The organism is Roseibium sp. MMSF_3412, from assembly GCF_030733265.1.
In the GTDB taxonomy this organism is placed as follows: Bacteria; Pseudomonadota; Alphaproteobacteria; order Rhizobiales; family Stappiaceae; genus Roseibium.
The window spans coordinates 48,754-69,344 of sequence record NZ_JASHJI010000001.1 but is presented as its reverse complement, the minus strand read 5'-3'; the positions used below and the strand labels follow the sequence as shown (position 1 = coordinate 69,344).

At 58.7% G+C, this 20,591-nt stretch carries 15 protein-coding genes; 12 read left to right on the top strand and 3 right to left on the bottom strand.

Annotated elements, in window-relative coordinates; all coding sequences use genetic code 11:
- The first annotated feature begins 3 nt into the window (after positions 1–3).
- The 4 genes from RBB49_RS00340 to RBB49_RS00325 all read left to right on the top strand — a co-directional run bounded on the left by RBB49_RS00340 (position 4) and on the right by RBB49_RS00325 (position 8,558).
- Positions 4–1,512 carry an MBOAT family protein gene (locus tag RBB49_RS00340; protein WP_306140649.1) on the top strand — a complete coding sequence of 503 codons (1,509 nt, stop codon included), beginning with the start codon at positions 4–6 and terminating at the stop codon, positions 1,510–1,512.
- A 13-nt stretch (positions 1,513–1,525) separates the two neighbouring features.
- A complete protein-coding gene (locus tag RBB49_RS00335) occupies positions 1,526–3,433 on the top strand; it encodes a hypothetical protein (RefSeq protein WP_306140648.1) in 1,908 nt (635 codons plus the stop codon).
- 120 nt (positions 3,434–3,553) lie between these two features.
- The gene (locus RBB49_RS00330) at positions 3,554–7,054 is read left to right on the top strand and encodes a PAS domain S-box protein (RefSeq protein WP_306140647.1); all 3,501 of its coding nucleotides are present in this window, start codon (positions 3,554–3,556) and stop codon (positions 7,052–7,054) included.
- Positions 7,055–7,085: 31 nt separating this feature from the next.
- Complete coding sequence (locus RBB49_RS00325; RefSeq protein ID WP_306140646.1) at positions 7,086–8,558, top strand: sigma-54 dependent transcriptional regulator; 1,473 nt, start codon at positions 7,086–7,088, stop codon at positions 8,556–8,558.
- 31 nt (positions 8,559–8,589) lie between these two features.
- Here the strand turns inward: RBB49_RS00325 and RBB49_RS00320 are convergent, their stop codons facing one another.
- Both RBB49_RS00320 and RBB49_RS00315 read right to left on the bottom strand, forming a co-directional pair.
- Positions 8,590–9,171: an NUDIX hydrolase gene (locus tag RBB49_RS00320; RefSeq protein WP_306140645.1), complete on the bottom strand. Its 582-nt coding sequence runs from the start codon at positions 9,169–9,171 to the stop codon at positions 8,590–8,592.
- Between the two features lies 1 nt (position 9,172).
- Positions 9,173–10,441 carry a hypothetical protein gene (locus tag RBB49_RS00315; RefSeq protein ID WP_306140644.1) on the bottom strand — a complete coding sequence of 423 codons (1,269 nt, stop codon included), beginning with the start codon at positions 10,439–10,441 and terminating at the stop codon, positions 9,173–9,175.
- Positions 10,442–10,506: 65 nt separating this feature from the next.
- Here RBB49_RS00315 and RBB49_RS00310 point away from each other — a divergent pair, with 65 nt between their 5' ends.
- The 5 genes from RBB49_RS00310 to RBB49_RS00290 all read left to right on the top strand — a co-directional run bounded on the left by RBB49_RS00310 (position 10,507) and on the right by RBB49_RS00290 (position 16,503).
- Positions 10,507–11,916 carry a UDP-glucose/GDP-mannose dehydrogenase family protein gene (locus RBB49_RS00310; RefSeq protein WP_306140643.1) on the top strand — a complete coding sequence of 470 codons (1,410 nt, stop codon included), beginning with the start codon at positions 10,507–10,509 and terminating at the stop codon, positions 11,914–11,916.
- Between the two features lie 458 nt (positions 11,917–12,374).
- Complete coding sequence (locus RBB49_RS00305; protein WP_306140642.1) at positions 12,375–13,859, top strand: peroxidase family protein; 1,485 nt, start codon at positions 12,375–12,377, stop codon at positions 13,857–13,859.
- Positions 13,860–14,152: 293 nt separating this feature from the next.
- A complete protein-coding gene (locus RBB49_RS00300) occupies positions 14,153–14,989 on the top strand; it encodes a class I SAM-dependent methyltransferase (protein WP_306140640.1) in 837 nt (278 codons plus the stop codon).
- A 90-nt stretch (positions 14,990–15,079) separates the two neighbouring features.
- Positions 15,080–15,460: a group 1 truncated hemoglobin gene (locus RBB49_RS00295; protein WP_306140638.1), complete on the top strand. Its 381-nt coding sequence runs from the start codon at positions 15,080–15,082 to the stop codon at positions 15,458–15,460.
- On the top strand, positions 15,457–16,503 hold the full coding sequence (locus tag RBB49_RS00290; RefSeq protein WP_306140636.1) for an adenylate/guanylate cyclase domain-containing protein: 1,047 nt from the start codon (positions 15,457–15,459) through the stop codon (positions 16,501–16,503). The genes RBB49_RS00295 and RBB49_RS00290 overlap by 4 nt, the downstream gene beginning before the upstream one ends.
- 35 nt (positions 16,504–16,538) lie before the next feature.
- On the opposite strand, the gene RBB49_RS00285 is transcribed toward RBB49_RS00290, so the two are convergent.
- Complete coding sequence (locus RBB49_RS00285) at positions 16,539–17,438, bottom strand: LysR family transcriptional regulator (protein WP_306140635.1); 900 nt, start codon at positions 17,436–17,438, stop codon at positions 16,539–16,541.
- A 115-nt stretch (positions 17,439–17,553) separates the two neighbouring features.
- On the opposite strand from RBB49_RS00285, the gene RBB49_RS00280 reads away from it, so the two are divergent.
- Genes RBB49_RS00280 through RBB49_RS00270 form a run of 3 tightly spaced genes read left to right on the top strand, consistent with a single transcriptional unit; the run spans position 17,554 to position 20,563 of the window.
- The gene (locus RBB49_RS00280) at positions 17,554–18,711 is read left to right on the top strand and encodes an ABC transporter ATP-binding protein (RefSeq protein ID WP_306140634.1); all 1,158 of its coding nucleotides are present in this window, start codon (positions 17,554–17,556) and stop codon (positions 18,709–18,711) included.
- The gene (locus RBB49_RS00275) at positions 18,711–19,631 is read left to right on the top strand and encodes a carbohydrate ABC transporter permease (RefSeq protein ID WP_306140633.1); all 921 of its coding nucleotides are present in this window, start codon (positions 18,711–18,713) and stop codon (positions 19,629–19,631) included. Before RBB49_RS00280 ends, RBB49_RS00275 begins: the two co-directional genes overlap by 1 nt.
- Entirely contained in the window at positions 19,628–20,563 is a 936-nt protein-coding gene (locus RBB49_RS00270; RefSeq protein WP_306140631.1) for a carbohydrate ABC transporter permease, read from the top strand. The genes RBB49_RS00275 and RBB49_RS00270 overlap by 4 nt, the downstream gene beginning before the upstream one ends.
- The last annotated feature ends 28 nt before the right edge of the window (positions 20,564–20,591 follow it).

Genomic DNA, 20,591 nt, shown 5'->3' with positions numbered 1-20,591 from the left:
GTCATGGTCTTCAGTTCATTGGAATTTATCTACCTGTTCCTGCCCCCGGTCCTGCTGGGATACCTGATCCTGCGCCACTACGGCTGGGAAAACGGGATCATCTGGTGGCTTATCCTGGCCTCGCTTGTCTTCTATGGCTGGTGGACGCCGATCTATCTGCCGTTGCTCCTCGGCTCGGTGGTCGTCAATTACGGTTTTCACCGCGTCCTGCGTGCCGTGAAGGACAAGTTCATCCTGGTGAGCGGCATCGTCTTCAACCTCGGGCTGATTGCCGTATTCAAGTATGCCGACTTCTTCATCGGCAACGCGAACTTCATCGCCGGGGCGGATATCCCCCTGTTGCACCTTGTGTTGCCCCTGGCGATCTCGTTCTTCACGTTCCAGCAGATCTCGTTCCTGATCGACACCTGGAAGGGAGAGGTCACGGAGTGCGATTTCCCGCGCTACATGCTGTTCGTCGTGTTCTTTCCGCAACTGATCGCAGGGCCGATCGTGATGCAGAAAGAAACCATTCCGCAGTTCAAACTGCCGGTCTTCAAGAACAAGCTGGTCCTGAACCTGGCTGTCGGCAGCACCCTGTTCGCCATCGGTCTGTTCAAGAAGATCGTGCTCGCAGACGGCATCGCGCCCTACGCGAACTCCGTCTTCAACATGGCCGAGACCACGACGGGTGTCCCGTTCGAAGCGGCCTGGATTGGCGCACTCGCCTATACGTTCCAGCTGTATTTCGACTTCTCCGGCTATTGCGACATGGCTCTGGGTCTTGCCCGCCTGTTCGGCATCCGCCTGCCGGTGAACTTCAACTCGCCCTACAAGGCCACCAGCATTTCCGATTTCTGGCGCCGCTGGCACATCACCCTGTCGCACTTCCTGCGGGACTATCTTTACATCCCGCTTGGCGGCAATCGCAGCGGTCCTGTCCGCCGCTACTCCAACCTCATGATCACCATGCTGCTTGGTGGTCTGTGGCACGGCGCCAGCTGGACCTTCGTCTTCTGGGGTGGCCTGCACGGTGCCTACCTTGCCATCAACCATGGCTGGTCCGCCCTGGTCTCCGCAGGTTACGTACCGTCGATCCTGCCGAAGCCGGTCGGCAACGTCCTCTCCCGCGGCATCACCTTGCTGGCCGTCGTGGTTGCCTGGGTCTATTTCCGCGCAGAAAGTTTCGAGGGTGCCAACAACATCATTCTCGGCATGACCGGCCTGTCGACGGTCTACGAGCCCAAGCTCTGGGACGTGATGATAAGCGGTACAGCACCGGTCTGGGCGGCGATGATCTGCCTGGCGGCAATCGTCTTCCTTCTGCCGAATTCGATCGAGTTCACGGAGAACTACAACCCGATCCTGGGCCTGAAGAAATTCGTGTCCCAAAGACGGTCGGACGGTTTCATGCCGGTGCGCTGGAAGCCGACGGCAGGCTGGGCGGCAGCGGTTTCCGTTCTCTTCGGCGTTGCCCTGATCCAGACCTATCGCCTGGCCGAGCTGACCGAATTCATCTACTTCAACTTCTAACCGGAAGGCCGGAATGCGTTATCTGTTTAAGATACTTGGTCTCTCCGCTGTCCTGTGTGCCTCAGGCACGCTGGCAGCGGGGACAGAAGCTCCCGGCGATGAACTGATCCTGCCGGTTCAGAAGATGTCGGTCGACCTTGAGACCGGCATCGTTTCGCGCAATGGAGAACGCGGACTCTGCCTGGAAACGGTTTCCCAGGCCGGTCCGCACAAGTTGCTGGTTCGACGGAACCCGGGAGACGACGTTGCCACGGTCACGGTAAACGGCATCCCCCAGGATTGGGTCGCTGCAGCCTCCGGGCGTGCCCGCATGGGTGCGCTGCGGCTCTCCAGGGACGGCTCCCTGGCCGTCCTGCGGACCTGGAAAACCGGAGAAAAGCAGACCGAATTGCTTCAGGACGGGCAAACTGCAATGAGCTGGAGGCGCGACACCTCGGTAAAGCTGCTTCGATACGCGACCGATGCCGTTCTTCTTCTGGAAAAAAGGGCGGCAGGTCCGTGGCATCTCAACAGGTATCGGCGCAACGAGGATGGCAGGATCGAGACAGTGGCGCAGACGCTCGTCGAATTCGGGACCTGTGAGCCCGGGCGTCTCAGGATTGCCGGCAACACGCTCTGGGCCCAGCTCGATTGCACCAGAAACGACAAGGGTATCTACAAGGTCGATCTCAAAACCGGTGCCGTCGGCAAGCCGCTGCTGGCTTCGCGACAGGCCGAATTCACGAAATTACCAACGTCCTTCGGCCTGTCAGACGGCCAAACGATAATGGACGTGTCCGGCACGCCTGCGGCTGTCCGGTTCTTCTATGCGGTTTCGGGCCTGCTTCTGTCCCAGACAGGCGAAGTCCGGGCATGTTCGTCCGATGCCGAGGGACTTCAGAGCTGGAATCAGAGCTACCGGCTGCGTGCGCTGACTGTGCTTTATGAGAAGACCGGGGCGGATGTCTTTGCCCGTTTGGCGTTGAAATCGATGCGCCTGACGCTGGCAGCAAGCGATGCGCTGCAAAAGCACGCCGATCCGGAGGGTCCGCAATGCGGCTGGAGTTCGACGATCTACGGCACCAATCCCGGTGAACGGCTCTCGCTCATGATCAACCAGGCTATGATCGCGAACGCGCTGACACAATCCTGCAAGGTCCTTGGAGGCTTGTGTCCGCAGAAACTGAGGGATGAAATCGCCGGAACAAATGCCTGTCTCGTCCGAAAATTCGAGCGAGAATTTGACACCGCTCACGGACTTTACCGTATCAACGGAGACACCGACTTCCGCTTCGCCGGCAAGCTCGCGCCCTGGAACTGGCAGATCGCATTTGCGGGCATCCTGGACGCTTCAGCCCTACCTGAGATGCAGCAAAGGGCCGCGAACATGGTCCGGACGTTTCTGGACGAATGGGAAAGCGACGAAAATGGCGGTCTCTGGCGCTACTGGCCCAAAGGCTATTACCTGGAAAAGGGTCTGTCGCAGAAACAACTCGCCGAACAAAGAAACGAAGATACGGGCCATGCGGGTATCACGCTTCTGACACTGAGCGACTTTGCTTCCGGCGCGACGGATCGCATCTTGCGGGCGGTGCGGGATCGGCTCGATTTCGTGCTGGCCTTCGGTACGGAAACACCGAGGGATCTGGACGGTGAAGGACCCAGGGGCGCGCGCTGGTTTCCGGCAAGCGGCTGGAGCCACTATGCATCGCCGATGTTCAAGGACGTCTATTCGGCAGCTGTTCCGGGTCATGTTTCCGCGGACACGCTCTATGCCTATGCGCAGTTGTTTGACGCATCAGACCCGTTTCAGCTGACCATCGACATCTATAGCTGTGCGGATGTCTGCACCAAGCAGAGGGAACTCTCCTATGCCAGCCTGCAGGCCTTCATGAGCGGCAATCCGTTTTTTCAGGTCCTAGCGGAAACCCGGGGAAACTGAGGCTGCTGGAGCAGTTATGCCGCAGCGTTAAATCGAAAATTCATAACCCATGAGAGAGGATAGACCAAAGTGCGTGAGCTAGGGGGGCGGGACCGGCAAAGGGAACCGAGGGGACAAAGAATGCGCAAGTGGATCCAGGAACTGACATTCGATGCCACATTCTGGCTGGTCCTGGTCTTCATCTCGGCTTCGGCCATCGCGGCCTATGTGATTGCCGTTGATTTCGGACAAAAGGCGAGAACCGCCGATCTGTCTGCCGCCGCGCGTGCGCAGTCGGAATTGCTGACGGCTGCGCGGTCGTTCTATTCCCGCGAAGTCGTGGACAAACTCTATTCTTCGCAGGACGTATCTGTCAGCCACGACTATCACGACAAGGACCTGACAATTCCCGCGCCCGTGTCGATGACCCTGGCACTCGAGGACGAACTGAAGGCGCAGGGAGCCAGCAGCGCGATCAGGATGCTGTCGACACATCCCTGGCCCTGGCGCGGGGACCGGCAGCTCGACGAATTTGAAAAGGCGGCCCTGGCGGCGATCGAGAAGGACCCGGGCAAGCCGTTCCAACGTCTCGAACAGCGCGAGGAGGGCACTTTTTTCCGCAGTGCATCGGCGGTACGCATGGAAGAAAGCTGTGTGGCTTGCCACAACACCCATCCTGAATCGCCGAGAACCGTGTGGGAAGTCGGCGATGTCCGGGGGCTTCAGGAAGTCATCATCCCGGCAAGCGCGCTTTACGGGACCGGGTTCACCTCGATCGACAACCTGATCTTCATGCTCGCGATTGCGTTTGCGGCAGCACTCGCCCTGACCTTCGTGCTGTCCCTGCAGCGTCAGAGGGCCATGCGGCGGCTTGCCGGTCTTGCCGAAGCGGAGCGCGAGAAGAACGATGCGCTTGTGAAGGCGACCTTGCGCGCAGAAACGGGCGAAGCGCAGGTCAACGCAATTCTGGACACCATGCTGGACGGGGTTCTGACCCTCTCGCCTTCAGGCGAAGTTCTGAGCGCGAACAAGCGGGCGATTGCCATGTTTGGCGCGTCCGAAAGTGGCGAACTGGTTGGCCGCTTTATCAATGACTTTCTTCCCGAAACCGGCGGTGAAGAACTGCCGTTCGAGTGTTGCCCGGGCACGGCGACATCCATCGAGACCTCCGGAAAACGTCTGGAGGCGACCGGCAGGCGCCTGGATGGCGGGGAGTACCCGGTTGAGATGTCGCTGTCGGAAGTTATGATCGACGGTTCGGCCACCTTCACGGCGATCTTCCGGGATCTGACAGACCAGAAAGCGGCTGCGGCAAAGGTGAAACAGGCGGAAACCCGTCTCGTCGATGCAATTGAATCTTTGCCCGACGGCTTCGTGCTCTACGACGCCGACGACCGGCTCGTCCTGTGCAACAGCAAGTACCGTGAGTTCTACAGTTCCAGTGCGGATCTCATTCAGCCGGGGGCCAAATTCGAGGAGATCATCAGAAAAGGCGCCATGCGCGGCCAGTATCAGGTTAACGAGGATATCCTTGAAGACTGGGTGGCCATGCGCATGGAACGCCATCAGAACCCTGGCGCCCCCATGGAACAGCATCTGGATGATGGGCGCTGGCTGCGCGTGATCGAGACCCGAACCAGTGAAGGCGGTATGGTCGGCTTCCGGGTGGACATCACCGAGCTCAAGAACCGTGAAGCCGAACTCAGGCGCAACGAGGATTTGCTGCGCAATGTCGTCGATGCGTCCTTTGACGGTGTTATTGTCATGAATGGCGACGGTGTCGTCCTGGATTTCAGTCCTGCTGCCGAAGATGTCTTTGGCTGGACGGCCACGGAGCTCATCGGCAGGAAAATGTCCGACTACATCATCCCCGATCAGCACCGTAAGGCACATGACGACGGGCTGGCCAGGTTCTTGAAAACGGGTGAAGGGCCTGTGCTCGGCAAGCGGATCGAGATCGAGGGGCTGCATCGCGACGGACACGAGATCATCGTTGAACTGGCGATCCGGCACACCAAGGGGGCCGAAGGACCCTTGTTCCTCGGCTATGTCCGGGACATCACCGAACGAAAAGCTGCCGACGCGGCCCTCAGGGATGCCAAGGAAAAGGCGGAAGCCGCGAACGAGGCCAAGGCCAAGTTCCTGGCGATGATGAGCCACGAAATCCGCACGCCGATGAACGGTGTGCTCGGCATCCTCAGCCTGCTGCGCGACACCGACCTTGACCCGGCACAGGCCGATTACCTCAAGACAGCGCGCGAGTCGGGCCGCTCTCTGCTGGAACTGATCAACGATATTCTCGATTATTCCAAGCTTGAAGCCGGTCGCATGGAGCTCGATCCGGCTCCGTTCCGGCTCAAGTCCGTCGTCAAGAGCGTTGTCGACCTGTTCAAGCCGATCGCCCAGGACAAGGGGCTGCAGCTGTCCATGCAGTACCCATCCGACCTGCCGCACAATGTTGTCGGAGACTCGGGGCGCCTGCGCCAGGTGGTGCTGAACCTGGTCTCGAATGCGATCAAGTTCACCGAGATCGGCTTTGTCGAGATTTCCGTCGGTATCGCGAAAGACGATCCGGTCGAGCCGACGTTCCGCTTCTCGGTCAGGGATTCCGGCATCGGCATCCCGGAAGACAAGCACGAAGCGCTCTTCGGAGATTTCGTCACGGTCGATACGAGCTACACCAAGAAGCAGGGCGGAACCGGACTTGGCCTGGCGATCTGCAGGCAGATTGCACATTTGATGGGCGGTGAAGTCTATGTTGAAAGCGAAGAGGATGTCGGCAGTACGTTCGACTTCGTCGTGCCGATCCGGCTCGCGGAGGACCAGACGGTGGTTCTGGACGAGGATCGTCCGGAAGAGCCTGCCGAGCTTCCCGAGAATGTGACCATTCTACTCGCCGAGGACAACGCGACCAACCAGATCGTGGTCAGTCACGCCCTGCGCAGTGCCGGCTGCGACATTGATATCGCAAACAACGGCAGAGAAGCTGTTCAGGCCGCCGCGAAGCGCGATTACGACTGCATTCTGATGGACATTTCAATGCCGGAGATGGACGGGATAGAGGCAACGCGCCGTATCCGTCACGGCCAGCGCAATGTGGAAACGCCCATCGTGGCACTCACCGCCTATTCGCTGCGCGGCGACAAGGAACGCTTTCTTGACTCCGGCATGTCGGACTTCATGGCAAAGCCGGTTGAAAAGGAAGACCTTCTGGCCTGCGTCTCCCGGAACGTGGCCCGGAAAGTCGCCGGTGCTTCGCAAGCCGCCGCGACGGGACCCACGGCCTCGCTGGAAGCAGCAAGGGAGATCCTTGGCACCATGCCGGACGAGTTGAAGCAGAAGCTGCTGCAGCAGTTTGTCGACGACACGCTCAAACGGCGGCAGTCGGCGCTTGATGCGGCCGAGGCAAACGAACCGGACAAGCTCGAACGGGCGACGCACGCCCTCAAAAGCGTGGCCGGAACGTTTGGCGCTCTTGAACTTGCGACCATTGCGACCACGGTCAACTCCCTGGTTCGCGACGGCAAGGAGACGGCGGCCATGAGCAAAATGGACGATCTTTCCGCGATCTGTGACCGCACACTAACGGAAGTTAAAGCATTGGCAGACGAAATAGGTGTAAAGGTAACGCTTGAAACCTGACGGATGATTTGTCCCGTGGAAGGAGCACAAAGTGAAGGTTCTGATCGTTGAAGACGCTTTGCCCCTTGCAACCGTGTACGGTCATCAGTTGTCGCGCGCGGGGCTCGACACGCTTCATGTAGAAACCGGAACGGAAGCTCTGGAACGCCTGCGCAAGGGCGGCATCAGCGTCGTGCTGCTCGATCTGCAATTGCCCGATATGAGCGGAATGGATGTCCTGGCGGCAATCCGCGAAGAGCAGCTCCCGGTAACGGTGGTGGTGGTGACCAGCTCCGGCTCCATCAAGACGGCCGTTGATGCCATGCAGGCCGGCGCTTATGACTTCATCGTCAAGCCGGTAGCGGAAGAACGTCTCGTCACGACCACGCGCAACGCGCTGGAGCGCGAAACCCTGACGGAAGTCGTTGAAGAGGTACGCAAACCGGCCGCCGGCAAACTTCAGCACGGGTTCGTCGGATCCTCCCTGCCGATGACCGCTGTCTACAAGATGATCGAGAGCGTTTCGCGTTCAAACGCGTCCGTTTTCATCACCGGCGAGAGCGGTACCGGTAAGGAAGTCTGTGCCGAGGCCATTCACCGTTCCAGTCCGCGTGCCAAGAAGCCCTTCGTACCGTTGAACTGCGCCGCGATCCCGAAAGACCTGATCGAGTCCGAGATCTTCGGGCACATCAAGGGGGCTTTTACCGGAGCGACGTCGGACAGGGACGGGGCGGCCGCACGGGCAGATGGCGGAACTCTCTTCCTCGACGAGATCTGCGAACTGGAACTCGGCCTTCAGGCCAAACTTCTGCGTTTTCTGCAAAGCGGCACCGTTCAGAAAGTCGGCAGTGATGCACTCAAGAAAGTGGATGTGCGCATTGTGTGCGCCACCAACAGGGACCCGCTCGGCGAAGTGGAAGCCGGAAGATTTCGCGAAGATCTGTTCTACCGGCTGCACGTCCTGCCGATCGGATTGCCGCCCCTGAGGTCGAGAGGGGCCGATGTACTGGAACTTGCCAAGCACTTTCTGACGCAGTTCGCAGGTGAGGAAGGAAAGGCTTTCGAGGGTTTCTCGGTGGAAGCGGAAGAGGCGCTGTTATCCCATTCCTGGCCCGGCAATGTGCGCGAAATGCAGAACACCATCCGTAATCTCGTCGTCCTGAACGAGGGGCCGTTTGTGGAAGCGGACATGCTGACAACGCTTCAGGGGCGCGCACCGGTGCCCAGGACACAGGCCGAGGCCGCTCCGGTCCAGAGCGCTGCTGCCCAGATCGCACCCGGCGAAAGAGGTACTGCCGTGGCCGCGGGTGCCTGGCCGGCGATCACGGTGACACTGGGGCAACCTTTCGAACAGCTCGAACGGCAGATTATCGAGGCAACGATCGACGCTTGCGGCGGAAGCCTTCCAAAGACCGCGCGCACTTTGCAGGTCAGTCCTTCGACGCTTTATCGAAAGAAGGAGATCTGGGCCGAACAGGACGAGGACGCAATGTCCGGCGATGATCTGGCATCGGAAAGCGCCTGAGTCCCCGTTCCGTCGCTCTTGGATCCGTCACCTAAGGCTTGGCTGCCGCAAACAGTGCTTCGGCGATGCCGATCGTCGCAACATGTGATGTGACCGGCAGTTCACCCCTCAGGATTGCCTCGCGCAGATACGCGCGCCGGCGCGTGACCAGAACAGCGTCCTCAAGATCATCCGAACAGGCCTCACCAAGCTTGATGACGTGGCTTGCAACGAAGACATGGGCCCGCGCAATGCCCTGGTTGCCGTGCAGGACAAGTGAGGGACCCGTGACCCACCGTCCGCCGCCGTAACCGGTCTCTTCCAGCAGTTCGCGCCTTGCGGAAAATTCGGGATCTTCTCCGGGATCGACCTGGCCGCCGGGAAGTGTCAGGCACACCCGGCCGGCACCGTGTTTGTACTGCCGCAAGAGCAGCACTTCGTTGTCTTCCGTGACCGCGTAGACCGAGGTGAAAGACGGAAGGTCGATCCTGAAATAGTCGTCGACAATCCGGGTGTCGGGCAGTTGCACGGTCTGACGCATGACACGCAGCTGGGCGCCGTTGTCATAGACCGCATCGCTCTGGAGGATGGTCCAGTTCGATGGTTCTTCGTCAATGATCGGCAAGGCCTTCATGTCATGCCTCCTGCACAAGACGAAGCGGGTTCCAGATTCGTTCGTTTTTTTCCTGTATCCGCCGGTTTTCGTAACTGAGCAACTGGCTGACATCGCTTGCACCGCCGACTTTCGAAACAATATCTCCCTCCTGGAGGGCATCGCACAAAGGAGCTGCAAAGCCATCGGCTGCCGTTTTTTTGAGATAAGCGACCAGTCTTGCGGACTTGTGGCGCTTCAGGATCTGCTTCTGGACCAGTGCCGTTGAATACGAACGCGGTGTGAAAAGCAGGCTGACCTCGGTGTCTCTGTAAACTGAGTGGTCCGGAAAGCGGCTCTCGAGCGCTTCGACAATCTTGTCGAGTTCTCCATGTTCGCGTTCCCATTCCAGATAGGCCCGCTTTGCGGCCAGCCCGGCCCGCGTGCCAGCAAGACAGATACGCAACGTTGCCGCTCCACAATCGATCAGCGGCGTCTGCTTTGCCGGGTAAGAGCTTCGGAGCAAGAGTTTGACGATGCACTCGTAGATGTCGTCTGAAAATGAATGCTCGTGACGAACCAGCAATTCGTTCCTGTGCCAGAGTTCGGTTCCGGCGGAGCTGAAAATCCCGGCGAGTTCCCGGCGTACGCGGGAAGGGATCCGTGTTGCCGTTTCCGCATAGTTGCAGCTGGTCAAAAGATAGCAGGCGCGATGCCGGGCGAAATCGGACAGATAAGACGCGAAAGCGGGGTCCATCTCGCGCTGATGGGCGTTTGAAACCGCGTCGATATCAAAAACGAAGACATCGTTTTCAGAAATCTTCATTGGCTGGCCAAAAGGACCCGGAACGGTGCTGATCGCCTCGAATGTCTGGTTGATCATCATTGCTTTGCCTCCTCGAAATTGGACTTGTGGAGGTCTTTGCAAATCGGTGGCCAAATGTGCTTGAAAAATAAAAATGATATTTATCAATGCGTTATTGGGAGAGTGGTCCTGTTCCGGCAAAATGGCACAGCAAATTTTCGCGAAATGGCAAAGCGCGGTTTTTGAATTCGAAAAACCCGGAATGCCGAACCGTCGGTGGCCAGAAGGCTTTATATATAGGGCGCTGTCAGCGACGGAAATTGTGGCAGCGGTTCTGCTTTTTGGCCCGGCCAGGCTGGCATGGATTTTCTCGATCCGAAAACGCTTTGCGGATTTGCAATCGAAAAACCGAAAACGCGAAGTTTCCGTTGCCAATTTCGCAAGTTGAAACGCCGTTGCAAAAATCAGAAAATTCATAACGCATTGAAAGTAATATAGAAAATTCATGCCAACTCATTTGGCACGGAGATTGTTCCTCTAGTTCCCAGAAACAATCACATGGGAGCAATGACATGAACATGTTTGTTGGAAATTTCGAAACTGCACGTGAGCTTGACGGTTTTGAACTGAAACATTCAGACCAGAAAAAAGCGATCAGCGTTGTTGGCCTTGGATATGTTGGCGCGGTTTCACTTGCCTGCCTGAGTGATCTTGGTCACCGCGTAGTCGGTACGGATATCGACGGCCAGAAAGTCGAGTCCATCTCCTGGGGTGAGAGCCCGATCCACGAAGACCGCCTCGGAGAATTGCTGACACAGGGTGTTGCTGAAGATCTTTTGAGCGCAACAACGGATCTGAAAAAGGCGGTCATGGAGACGGATGTCACATTCGTTTCCGTCGGCACGCCGACCAGCGAAGACGGTGGCTGCGACACAAGAGCCATTGAAGCGGTTGCACGCGGCATCGGCGAAGCCCTGGCCGCAAAGGACGGGTTTCATATCGTCGTCCTGCGTTGTTCCGTTCCTCCGGGGACAACACTCGACATCATGAAACCCGTCCTCGAGCAGTATTCCGGCAAGATCGCCGGGCAGGGCTTCGGCATTTGCTTCAATCCGGAATTCCTGCGCGAAGGCACAGCCATCGCCGATTTTCACGCGCCGCCGAAGACGGTGATTGGCGTCTCAGATCCGAAGACGGCCGCAGTGCTCGCCGAGATCTACGCGCCGGTCGACGAAAACCCGATCGTCACGACGGTCGAAGTCGCCGAACTGGTGAAATATGTCGACAATGTCTGGCACGCCACCAAGGTTGTCTTCGCCAATGAGGTCGGACGTCTGTGCAAGCCGATGGGCATCGACAGCCACGCGGTCATGGACATCTTTGTCCAGGACACCAAGCTCAACCTGTCGCCCTATTACCTGAAGCCCGGATTTGCCTTTGGCGGCTCCTGTCTGCCCAAGGAAGTGCGCGCTGTGAACCACCTTGCCGAGAAACTCGGCGTGGCGACCCCGCTGATGGATTCACTGACACCGTCGAACGAAAAACAGGTCGAACAGGCTGTCGACCTGGTCCGCGACACCGGTGCGAAGAAGGTTGCCGTTCTGGGCGTGGCATTCAAGCCCGGTACAGACGATCTGCGTGAGAGCCCGGCCCTGGAACTGATCGCGCAATTGCAGGAAGAGGGCGCGGAAATCGTCGCCTACGACCCGGCGATCCAGCCCGGCCCGCATATCACCAAGCAGTTCGACTACATGCGCTACGCGGCTCCGCATCTCAAGAACTTGGTCGACGGCCTTGCGGACTTCATGCAGGAGACACCGGAAGACGCTGCACGCGATGCCGACGTCATCGTCGTCACCCAGAAACTGCCAGAGCTCCGGAGCGTGCTCAGGTGCAAGAAGGAAGAGGCAACGGTGGTGGATCTAGTCCGCATATCCGACGAAGCCCGCAACTCTTCCCGTTATATCGGCATAGGCTGGTAGACCTCACGCTCCAGTCCGCTCCCTCCCAAATTGCCCCCATCGATACCCCGACGGGGGGGAGCGGACACCTTCAGGCGCACCGAGGCGGGCAGGTCAACGCACATCACCGGGCTGCCGCGAGCGTTTGCGGGACTGCAATTGCAGTGTAGATCCAAGAAAACACATTGAGTTTGCTCATAAAACAAAAGTAATTTTCTATGATTTTGAATTTCGAAAATAAAATATCAATCTTAGATTGAATTCTGGTTGTATTATTCTGTTCTTATTCTGCTTACTTCGATTTACAAAAAAATATTTCAAAAAAGATCGTATTGTTTACAAACACATTTCCGCATTTCTGCAACCAATATCCTTCAATTTTGCAACCATTGCAAGAAGGGTGTACTTGACTTTACGTAAAGTAATCCGTCACCATCTCCGCGTTTTTAATAGTACATTTTTAGTCCCGCGGAGGCACCATGACCGGCACCCACCACGGCCTGACACGGCTGGATCAACTCGTCAAAACCTGCATTCACGGCGAAGGCCCCTCGCGCCCTTTCGCACAGACCTTCGGGCGTCTCTTTCCGGCGAACCCGGTAAAGATCAAGAACATCACGCACAAGGACGTCATCCACGCGCTCGACCATCTTGCGTCCGACATGGCCGCGACGGAGAACACGGACGGTCCAGCCGATGCCGGCATGACCTTCCTGGGTCAGTTTGTCGATCACGACATCACACTCGACGCAACGTCTGCGTTGGGATCGCGTATCGACCCTGCAACGATCGCAAACATCCGAACGCCGAGCCTGGATCTGGACTGCGTCTATGGTGCCGGGCCCGAGGCGTCTCCGCACCTCTACGGTTCTGGTGATGCGGAACACTTTCTCGTCTTCGGGCGAAAGGACAACCCCAGGGACCTTGCAAGGACCTGCGCCGGCAAAGCCTTGATCGGCGACCCCCGCAACGATGAGAACATCATCGTCGCGCAGGTCCAGGGCATCTTCATCGAGCTGCACAACCTCCTGATGAGCAAGCACGTTGAGAACGGCAACACAGCAAACGATATTGTCGCCTGCGCGCATCACGGCATGAGCGACGACATCTGGCATGCGCATGTGAATCCGAAACTGAGCGGGTTCGAGGAAGTGCGTCGCTTTATTCGCTTGCACTATCAATGGGTTGTCTGGAACGAATTGTTGCCCGACTTTGTCGATCAGGCATGCCTGGACTGGGCCCTGAGGGAAGAGGCGTTTGGCTGGAATGCACCCGTGATGCCGGTCGAGTTTTCCGGCGCCTGTTACCGGTTCGGCCATGCGACGACCCAGTTCAAATATGCATTGCATGAGGGCGGCGAGCACAAAGGTCTGTTCGCACTTCCCGGTTTCGGGCCGCGTTCTGTCGACGGAAATATCGAGCTGGGAATGTATTTCCAGCTGGCAGGCGGTCCGGCAGCGCAAAAGGCGCGTCCGGTCGGTCCCCGATTGGGCGCACCGCTCCTGAACCTTCCGTTCGTGCACAACGGGATCGAGCTGGCCGATATCGAGGAAAGCCTGACCGTCGAACAGGCGCGAAACCTTGCTCTGCGCAACATGATCCGGGATCGCTACACCTACCAGCTTGCCAGCGGCCAGCATGTGGCCGCCAGGCTCGGAACGCCTGTGGTGCCGGTACCGGAGCAACTCGCGGCGAAGGGCTTCACACGGACACCGCTCTGGTTCTATGCCCTGCAGGAAGCCGAGATCCATGGCGGCGGCAAACTGACCGGAGCAGGAGGACGCATCGTTGCCTCCGTCTTCGCAAATCTGCTGAAGCGCGACTCGACCACGTTCCTGCATATTCCGCACTTCAAGCCATGGTCCGGTTTCGACGGACAGCCAAGCGTCTTTGCGGGCATGATCGCCTATATCGAAGCCAATCGCGCCCATATGAAACACACAGCCGACCTGCAGTGCGGCTGAGTTGAACGGTGAATATCGCATGGGAACCGGGCCGGGTGATATCGGCCCGGTTCCTTGCTTGAAGGCGATCGCTATTTACTGCCTGGAAGTTAGCGACTTCGACCCGCGCGAGCGCACGACCGTTTAGCATCCTGGAAGCGCTGGGTGGCTTGAAATCAGCGCATATTCCGTAAAAACCATGAGATTTCAGGCTCTCCTCAGATATTCCCCACGGCCCCCTCAGGCAATCTTCAAGCGCTCCATCCCCGTCAGTGCGATCAATGCTCCGTCAACTTGAACATGAATGGAGCACAATGATGAACGTACTCAATCAGCCATCCTTTGAAGGCCCGGACCTCAAGGCGGTCAAGCAGCGCCAGCAGACCGTCTGGTCGACCGGCGATTATCCGGCGGTCGGCACCACGCTTCAGATCGTGGGTGAAACACTTGCCGAAGAACTGGACCTTGCACCGGGTGAGCGCGTACTGGATGTCGCCGCCGGCAACGGCAACGCGACACTGGCGGCAGCCCGCCGTTTCTGTGACGTCGTTTCCACCGACTACGTCGAGGCCTGGCTTCGCGCCGGCATGGAGCGCGCAAAGGCGGAAGGCCTGGCGGTTGCCTTCCGCGAGGCCGACGCGGAAGACCTGCCTTTTGACGACGCAACATTCGATGTCGTCACATCGACCTTCGGTGTCATGTTCACCGCCGATCAGGAGGCCGCTGCCCGATCGATGATGAGGGTTCTGAAGCCCGGTGGACGCATTGGCATGGCCAACTGGACGCCGGCCGGTTTCATCGGCCAGGTCTTCAAGACGATCGGCCGGCACATGCCGCCGCCCGCCGGTGTGCGGTCTCCCCTGGAATGGGCATCGGAAGACCGTTTGCGCGAACTCTTCGCACCGCAGGCCGCATCGATCCGTGTTGCTTCCCGCACGTTCGTCTTCCGCTACCGCTCTGCCCGCGACTGGGTCGAGACCTGGCGCGAGATCTACGGTCCGATGAACAAGGCGTTCCAGGCGGTTGGCGAGGACGGTGCCGAAGCACTTGAGACTGATCTCGTTGCGGTCGCCGAGACGGCCTCCGTCGGTGGCGAACGGGCCATGATCGTCCCGGCCGAATATTCGGAAATCATCATCCGGAAACACTGAGATCTCTGGAAACGTAAAGCCTCAGAATGCGCGGGCGCTTTCCGGCCCGCGCGTCTCCTCAAGCGCAGACACCGACAACGGAGCAATCAAATGACGGGCAACAAGCAGACACTTTACGAAAAATACGGTGGTTTTCCGGGCGTGCGCCAGGTCGTGACGGAGTTCTATGAACGCGCGCTCGACAATGATGTCGTCGGCCACTTCTTCGAACACGTCAATATGGCCCGGCTCATTGATCACCAGACCAAGATGATCGCAGGTCTGCTTGGCGGACCGGTCGAGATATCGGACGCGCGTCTGGCAATGGCGCATGCACATCTGGAGGTCGAGCACCACCATTTCGACGAGATCGCGCTGATCCTGAACGAAACCCTGACCGACGCCGGTTTCGAGAAGCAGGATCGGGTCAAGGCGATCGCGGCCGTTGAAGCGCGGCGTTCGGTGATTGTCAGAAGGAGCAGGGCGGCATGAATATCGATACGATCAGCATGCGCATGCTGTCCAATATCGGGGTCGGTGTGGCGCTGGCGGATCCGGAGGATTTGAAGATCCGCTACCGGAACCCGGCTTTTGCCGACTGGTTCGGGGTAGAGGACAACGCGACGCTGGATGATGCGCTTGAGAATGTGACACGCGAGGAGTTGCTGGAGCGCCTGCAAGGGCGGGAGGCCGTCAAGCTCGATGTCGCGTTGAAACGCCGGCGCCGGCTCCTGACAATCGAGACGGTGATCCGGCATGCGGAAAGTGACGGCCGGAAAATACTCGTTGTCGAATGCCAGAACATTTCGCGTCTGCGCGAGACCGAAGCCATGATCGACAGCTATGCACGCATTGCCGAGCGCAAGGCGCGTGAACTGGAACTGGAAAAGAACCGCGTCGAGAAGTTGTTGCTCAACGTCATGCCGCGCTCTGTCTACGAGGAGTACACGGCGTTTGGAACGGTCACGCCGAAACTCTACGAACCGGTGTCCGTGCTGATGCTGGATTTTGTCGGCTTTACCCAGATGGCCGCGGCCGCCGATCCGACCGTCACGGTGACGGAGCTGAACGATATTTTCACGGCCTTTGACCGCATCGCGGAGATGCACGGCTGCGAGCGCATCAAGACAATCGGCGACGCCTATCTTGCCGTCGCAGGTCTGCCGACACCTGACCCGGATCATGCCTCTGCGGTTGCCCAGTGCGCCTTCAAGATGATCCGTTATCTGGAAAGGCGGAACCAGAGCCATAAACACAAGTGGCAGGCCCGGATCGGCGTTGCATCCGGCTCTGTTGTCGGCTCCGTCGTGGGTGTCCAGAAATACGTTTACGATGTGTTTGGTCCCGCTGTGAACCTTGCGTCCCGGCTGCAGGCGCTCTCCAAGCCGATGGAAGTGACGGCGACTGCCGAATTCTGCGCTGATGGTCCGGAAGGGTTGGTCGCGGCTGATCCCAGGATGGTCGACATCCGCGGTTTCGGCGACACTTCCGTCGCAACACTGCAGCCACGCGGCGCGCTCACGCTTGCCGCGTGAGGTGCGCTCGGCCTTTTGTCCCCAAGCGCTTTGTCTTATTGGACGCGTCTTTCTTCCGAGACCACCAGCTCTATGCAAACGCCGAGAAAGCTCTTGATCAGGCGCAGGTCATTCTTGTCCTTGGGTATAACCACACAGTCACGATAGGTTTCCGGCATTTCCTCAACCGGGATCGCGACAAGATTCTGTGACGGGTACAGGCTGTTTTCCAGCAGGAGGCCGACGCCCAGACTGTGCAAGAGCGCCTCCTTGACCATCGGGAACGTGGTCGTTTTCAAAATGCGAGAAAAGGTCAGGCCGTGCTTGCGGATTTTTGAGTTTGCCACCCTCTGCGTCAGCGATCCATCACCAGGCAGAACCAGCGTTTCGCATTGCAGTTCCTTGAGCGACACCACATCCCTGTTTGCCAGCGGATGATCGCACCGCGTGTACGCCATATACCTTGAACGGCGCAATTCATGGGTGACGAAGCTGTCGCCTGGCGGCGGCTCCGTGATGATCGCCATGTCGACCTGCCGTTCATTCAGGAGGGACATCGCCGTCGTCCAGTCATAGAGGGTGAAGTCGATCTGGACCTGCGGGTATCGCTTTCCGTATTCGGCAATGATCGGCATGGCAGGGCGCGGAGCGTTTGCGATCAGTTTGATATGTCCGTCAGTGAGGGCGCTGAAATCGCTGATTTTCTCGTTGACCAGCTGCTCCAGCGTCGTCAGCCGGTCGGAAATGGCGAAGAGTTCCTTGCCCGCGCGGGTAAGTTCCAGTGCGCCGCGGCGGCGGATGAACAGCTGGGTTCCCATCACCGTTTCCAGTTTGCCGACATGTTGCGTGACCGAGGATTGCGTGACGCCGAGGACCTTGGCCGCCAGCGAAAAGCTTCCCTCCCGCGCGACATGCGTGAAGGCCTTGATCTGATAGGGACTTGGCGGCGTGTTCATGACAGTTCCGTGTTACCAGCGCTGTCAAACCTTAGGTGCTATTAGCAACACTAATATTACGTCACACCCGGTTCAATCAGCCTGACTAGGTTGCTCGCGTAACCGGGGGCGACACATGACCGCGATATCCTTGTCAGCGATAGAAAAGAGCTTTGGAACCACGTCGGTTCTGAACGGAATCAATCTTGATATTGCGGACGGAGAATTCCTGACGCTGGTCGGACCATCGGGCTGTGGCAAGTCAACCCTATTGCGCATTCTCGCCGGTCTGGAAGCCCCGTCTTCGGGAGAGGTCGTGATCGGCGGTCAGACCGTGAATGCCGTCCGTCCGGCAAGGCGAAACCTGGCCATGGTGTTCCAGTCCTACGCGCTTTATCCGCACCTGACCGTTCTCCAGAACATGATGACCCCGCTGAAGCTGCGCGATCTTTCGCTTACTGGCCGCTTGCCGCTGCTCGGGCCCGTGTTTGCCCGCGGCCAATACAGGGCGATAGTCGAGCAGGTCCGCGAAACGGCGCAAATCCTGAAGATCGGTCACCTGCTGGACCGCAAACCCGGCCAGTTGTCGGGCGGGCAGCGGCAACGGGCAGCGCTCGGCCGGGCCATGGTTCGCAAACCCGTTGCATTCCTGATGGACGAGCCACTTTCAAACCTCGATGCCGCCCTGCGCATTCACATGCGTTCTGAGCTTGCCGAGTTGCACCGCTCGTTGAAGACGACCTTCGTCTATGTCACGCATGATCAGGCGGAAGCATTGACCATGTCGGACCGGATGGCCGTCATGATGGATGGAGAGATCCTTCAACTCGGCGCGCCGCATACCGTCTACAACGATCCGCAGGACATAAGGGTTGCCGAGTTTGTCGGCGCACCCAGGATCAATCTCCTGCCAGGATCGCTGGACAACAACGGATACGCCCGCTGCGGCGAAATCGTGCTGTCGCGCGCGGCAACGCAGGGTGTGGTCGGTTCGGTCAGTATCGGCCTGCGCCCCGAGCATTTGTCTCTCTGCGAAAAGGGCACGCCGGAAGCGCTCTCCGGCCAGGTCGTGCACAAGGAAAACCTGGGCGCGGACATCTACCTGCATGTATCGGTTTTGAACGGATCTCAGCGGCTTGTCGTAAGGGTGTCGCCGCACGAGGGGCAGGGGGCCTCGTTCGGCCAGACGGTCCATGTCATCCGCGAGCACGGCCGGGCGCTGGTTTTCGGCAAGGACGGAAAGCGGCTGGACATCAGGACCGCCGGTACCGGCAACGTTGCCGAGGTGGCGTGATGCAGACCGCGAAGGCGCATTGGTGGTTTGTCGGCCCCGCCCTGTTTCTGATGGTCGTCATCCTGCTGATGCCGATCGCAATTGCAGGTGCACTGAGCTTTACAAGTTACAGCCTCGGAAATCCGGGTGCCGAATTTGTCGGCCTGGAAAACTACGAGAAGATCTTCACCCGCTCGACCTACGAAAAGATGTTCGGGGCGACCTTCCGCTATGTCTTCGTCGTCGTGCCGCTGTCTGTCGGACTTGGGCTTGGGGCCGCGCTCCTGATCAATTCCACCAGGCGTTTCGGTGATCTGTACAAGACGATCTATTTTCTGCCGGTCATGGCGGCACTGATCGCGATGGCCATTGTCTGGGAGTTCGCCTTCCACCCGACGATCGGCATCGTCAATTCCACGCTGGAGCGCGGTTGCGGGTCGTTTCTGGAAAGCTGGTCCTGGTTTGCGCATGGCTGCGAACGCGGCTTCCCGCTCTGGCTGACCGACCGCGACTACGCGATCTGGACCGTGGCCTTCATCGGTGTATGGCAAGGCTTTGGTTTCAACATGGTGCTCTACCTCGCCGGGCTGACGAGTGTGCCGCGTGAACTTTATCACGCTGCCGAGATGGACGGTGCTGAAACGGCCTGGGATCGGTTCCGCCTGGTCACCTGGCCCATGCTCGGCCCGACAACCGTGTTTGTCGTCACGATTTCCTTCATCCGTTCCTTCCAGGTCTTCGACACTGTCGAGGCGTTCTACCCGCAAGGGGGAGGGCCGTCGAAGTCGGTCTACGTGATGATGTTCGCAATCTACGAAAAGGCGATCCAGCAGAACCTGATGGGCATCGGCGCCGCGATTACCGTGGTCTTCCTCGCCTTCGTCATGTTCCTCACGCTGATGCAGCGCTGGATCGTTGAAAGAAGAGTGCACTACACATGAGCGAAGCGAGCCTTCCGGCCACAAGTTCGGTTTCCCTTCCCGCCTTCCGGTTTTCGGTGGCCGAGACGGCCAAGCATGCCGTCCTGATCGTCGGAAGCCTGATCGTGCTGCTGCCGTTCTACGTGATGCTGAGTTACAGCTTCAAAAGCCCGGCCGAGATCATGCAGAACACGGGCGGGTTCTTCGGAACGCAGGAGCTTTTCCGGGACGACTATTGCATCAAGCTCGGCAGGGATGTTGCCGACTGCATGGTGACGCCGTTCATCTACAATTACACCACGGCTTTCGAAAAGGCACCGCTGGTCCGCTACCTTTTCAATGGTGTCGTCGTGACCGCGTCAATCTTCTTCATCCAGGTGCTTGTCGCGCTGCCTTGCGCTTACGCGCTTGCAAAGCTCCGCTTCTGGGGCCGGGAAGCCGTTTTCGGCCTGGTTCTCTTCTGCCTGCTTATCCCCGTTCACGCCATCGCGCTGCCGCTTTACATCATGCTGGCGAAGCTCGGGCTCACCAACACCTACGCCGCCCTGGTCATTCCCTGGACGATTTCGGTCTTCGGCATCTTCCTCATGCGGCAGTTCTTCATGACGGTTCCCGACGATCTCATCGACGCGGCGCGCATGGACGGCATGAGCGAGTTTTCCATCATCTGGAACGTGATGCTGCCGACAGCGGTCCCGGCGCTTCTCGCCTTTGCGATCTTCTCGGTGGTTGCCCACTGGAACGACTATTTCTGGCCGCGCATCGTTGTCACGGGAGACCGCTCCCTGTTCACGCCACCGCTCGGTCTGCGCGAATTCAAGGGCGATGCGGACGGCGACAATTTCGGGCCGATGATGGCCACGGCAACCATCATCGTCGCGCCCCTGATCGTGGCATTCATGATCGCGCAGCGGCGCTTCATCGAGGGCATCACCCTGTCGGGAATGAAATGACCCGGCCGATTTGCGGGACCGCCCTCAG

Coding starts and splice junctions, on each gene's coding strand:
- RBB49_RS00340 (WP_306140649.1), top strand. CDS start 4: ATGGTCTTCAGTTCATTGGAATTTATCTACCTGTTCCTGCCCCCGGTC.
- RBB49_RS00335 (WP_306140648.1), top strand. CDS start 1,526: ATGCGTTATCTGTTTAAGATACTTGGTCTCTCCGCTGTCCTGTGTGCC.
- RBB49_RS00330 (WP_306140647.1), top strand. CDS start 3,554: ATGCGCAAGTGGATCCAGGAACTGACATTCGATGCCACATTCTGGCTG.
- RBB49_RS00320 (WP_306140645.1), bottom strand. CDS start 9,171: ATGAAGGCCTTGCCGATCATTGACGAAGAACCATCGAACTGGACCATC.
- RBB49_RS00315 (WP_306140644.1), bottom strand. CDS start 10,441: ATGAATTTTCTATATTACTTTCAATGCGTTATGAATTTTCTGATTTTT.
- RBB49_RS00310 (WP_306140643.1), top strand. CDS start 10,507: ATGAACATGTTTGTTGGAAATTTCGAAACTGCACGTGAGCTTGACGGT.
- RBB49_RS00305 (WP_306140642.1), top strand. CDS start 12,375: ATGACCGGCACCCACCACGGCCTGACACGGCTGGATCAACTCGTCAAA.
- RBB49_RS00300 (WP_306140640.1), top strand. CDS start 14,153: ATGATGAACGTACTCAATCAGCCATCCTTTGAAGGCCCGGACCTCAAG.
- RBB49_RS00295 (WP_306140638.1), top strand. CDS start 15,080: ATGACGGGCAACAAGCAGACACTTTACGAAAAATACGGTGGTTTTCCG.
- RBB49_RS00290 (WP_306140636.1), top strand. CDS start 15,457: ATGAATATCGATACGATCAGCATGCGCATGCTGTCCAATATCGGGGTC.
- RBB49_RS00285 (WP_306140635.1), bottom strand. CDS start 17,438: ATGAACACGCCGCCAAGTCCCTATCAGATCAAGGCCTTCACGCATGTC.
- RBB49_RS00280 (WP_306140634.1), top strand. CDS start 17,554: ATGACCGCGATATCCTTGTCAGCGATAGAAAAGAGCTTTGGAACCACG.
- RBB49_RS00275 (WP_306140633.1), top strand. CDS start 18,711: ATGCAGACCGCGAAGGCGCATTGGTGGTTTGTCGGCCCCGCCCTGTTT.
- RBB49_RS00270 (WP_306140631.1), top strand. CDS start 19,628: ATGAGCGAAGCGAGCCTTCCGGCCACAAGTTCGGTTTCCCTTCCCGCC.